Origin of the sequence: Shewanella sp. SG41-4 (assembly GCF_014164505.1) — a bacterium.
Classification (GTDB): Bacteria; Pseudomonadota; Gammaproteobacteria; order Enterobacterales; family Shewanellaceae; genus Shewanella.
In genome coordinates this window covers 1-2,579 of record NZ_JACJFI010000409.1, presented here as the reverse complement: position 1 = coordinate 2,579, position 2,579 = coordinate 1, and the positions used below count along the sequence as shown (strand labels likewise).

Annotated in this window: 2 protein-coding genes; one reads left to right on the top strand and one right to left on the bottom strand. The window is 40.3% G+C overall.

What is annotated here, in order from left to right:
- The first annotated feature begins 307 nt into the window (after window positions 1-307).
- Window positions 308-1,018 (top strand): DnaA inactivator Hda, encoded by a 711-nt coding sequence (gene hda / locus H5202_RS20375; RefSeq protein WP_182773670.1) that lies wholly within the window; start codon window positions 308-310, stop codon window positions 1,016-1,018.
- A gap of 96 nt (window positions 1,019-1,114) precedes the next feature.
- On the opposite strand, the gene H5202_RS20370 is transcribed toward hda, so the two are convergent.
- Window positions 1,115-2,579: hypothetical protein (locus H5202_RS20370; protein ID WP_182773669.1), on the bottom strand; the 1,465-nt coding region annotated here is incomplete at its 5' end.

The window sequence follows — 2,579 nt, the reverse complement described above, 5'->3', positions numbered from 1 at the left end:
GAATTATTTAGCAGTGTAGATGACTTGCAACGATTGCTTAATATTGATAGTCGGTTATCACAATTAGATACAGCAGGTAGTGTGGAGTCATTTTATGAGTCTAAGACCGACAACTCGAAGCCTAAATTGCTTTATCAGTGGTTAGGCCAATAAGTATTATCAACAGGTGCGCTGTACAATGTAATCGTACAGCGCAAAATGCTATATCAAGGTCATCTTTATATGCAGGCTTCTCGCTGATACTCGCATAATTGAGGGATTTAGGTATAATAACGTTAGTTAGTTTATGATTTTGAGACCTATCTGAGTGACACAAAACTCACCAAGACAATTATCTTTACCCGTTTATCTACCTGACGATGAAACCTTTCAGAGTTATTATCCTGCTTCGGGTAATGATGAGTTGATCCAGAAACTTCAAGCTAGCGCTGAGGGCAATCTTGCGTCTTCTTTGTATGTTTATGGTCCAGAAAAGTCTGGCCGAACACATTTAATGCACGCTGCTTGTGCCCTTGCTAATGACTTGGAACGCCGTACTCTTTATATTCCATTAGGTATCCATGCCAGTATTTCACCAGCATTATTTGAGGGGCTAGAATCTCTAGAATTGATTTGTATTGATGATATAGAAGCCATAGCGGGTCATCCTGTATGGGAAGAAGCTATTTTTCATTTATACAATCGAATTGCTGAACAACAAGATTGCCGCTTAATTGTTAGCGGAAAAGCATCGCCTTCTGAAACGGGCTTTTCTTTGCCTGATCTGGTTTCTCGTATGCAATGGGGATTAATCTATCAATTACAACCAATGGCAGATGATGAAAAGCTCGTGGCCTTGCAGCGTCGAGCTGCAATGCGTGGTTTGCAGTTATCTGACGAAGTAGGGCGCTTTTTACTAACGCGTATGGCGCGTGATTTACGTACTTTGTTCGATGTACTCGATAAACTCGATAAGGCCTCTATGGTACATCAACGTAAACTGACTATTCCGTTTATAAAAGAGATGCTTAGGTTATAATACCTGAGGAAAATTATCGTCGTCAGTTTATCTAAGTAAGCAATAAAAAACGCCAAATGCATGCATTTGGCGTTTTTTGTTTAGTGAGTCAATGGCTTATTGCTTCAGGTGATCACTACCACTAAATTGTAATGGTCTTGTGTCAACTGCGTTTTGCTCAGTTTGTGATGTGACTTTCTGTGGTGATTTTGATGGATCAGTTGTTAGCACCAAGTTTTGTGCCCAGGTTTGGCCTTTAACTAACGCTACTGGTGCAGGTAAACTGTCCATCACTTGTTTTACCCCTATTTCAGGTAACATTTGGCTCAAGACGTAGCTAGCGCGATCGTATAACTCAGGTTGACCGACTCGGCCACGTTGGCCCCATTCAACCACAATCGTTGAACTTGACTCTACTTCTGGTTTATCAGTAATAGCGGTATCACGTAATACGCCGTAGCGATGGCTCATCATCACTTCTTCAAATAGCATGGCAACATCTTCTCGTGTTGATGAATAAGCATAGTCATCGTTTGCGAGGTCAGTTGAGAAAAATAGCGCTACATCACTTGGAGTATAGGCTTTTTGGGTGCTATTTGCATTTTCACCAGAGTATTGAACGTTAGCAAGAGCATACATTTCAGTACTGGTTAATGGGTAGCGGATGTTAAGTTGATTTGATGTCATCGCTTCAGACTCAAATCGACGATTAAATTCATCTTTCAAGGTTGGACCTTGAATATTGGTATGAATACTTTGTGGGTAATAATCATTCGCATGGGCAAGTTCGTGGTACATGAGTCTAGATAAATTAGAAGACATGTTCTCCATGGTACGATTAGTACGGTTGCCTTTTTCTATATATGGACCAGCATAATCGTTGTTTTTGACATAACGATATGGTGAAAGGTAATTAAGATCTTCACCAAAGTTGCTGCGATAATCAGGCGTTTCATTAATCGTATCTCGCTGAGCAGTAGTCAACCACAGGTATTCAGGGTCAAGATATATTGCTCCAATAAAACCAGCATAAAAGGCTGGTCTGATATCGTAACTGATGACTAAAGCCGTCACAGATTGCAACAATTCTACAAAATCATTGTGAGTTTGTGCGCGTAAATAGGCTTCAAAGTTTGCCCCCATCCAGTCGTTTGAAACGAGTACTCTGTCCATAATAGTATCAATCGGATCTGGATTAGTATCTTGGCTAATGAAGGGCAGCTCGTTAAGAATATTACATTGATCGACTAGTTGGTTTGAGTAAACACAATAGGCCAGATTGTTAGCATAAGGTGAGTTAGGCTTGTATGCGTGCATTCGTGCAACAGGATAATTGAAGTAAGCGTCTGATGGGGCTGATTTCTCTTTAGTTACGAGTAAATTAACGTCATCACTAATGGTTTGGCCATCAAATGTGGCAGTGGCTTTCAGGCTGAATAGTTGATCTGTATCGACGTTTGGCGCAACAAAAAGCGGCCTATTTATGTCACTTAAATCCACGTTGGTAAAGGCTTTATTATTAGCACTTGGATACATGCACCAGCTAATATCTTCTGGTATTTGGCTATTAATATTTTGTATA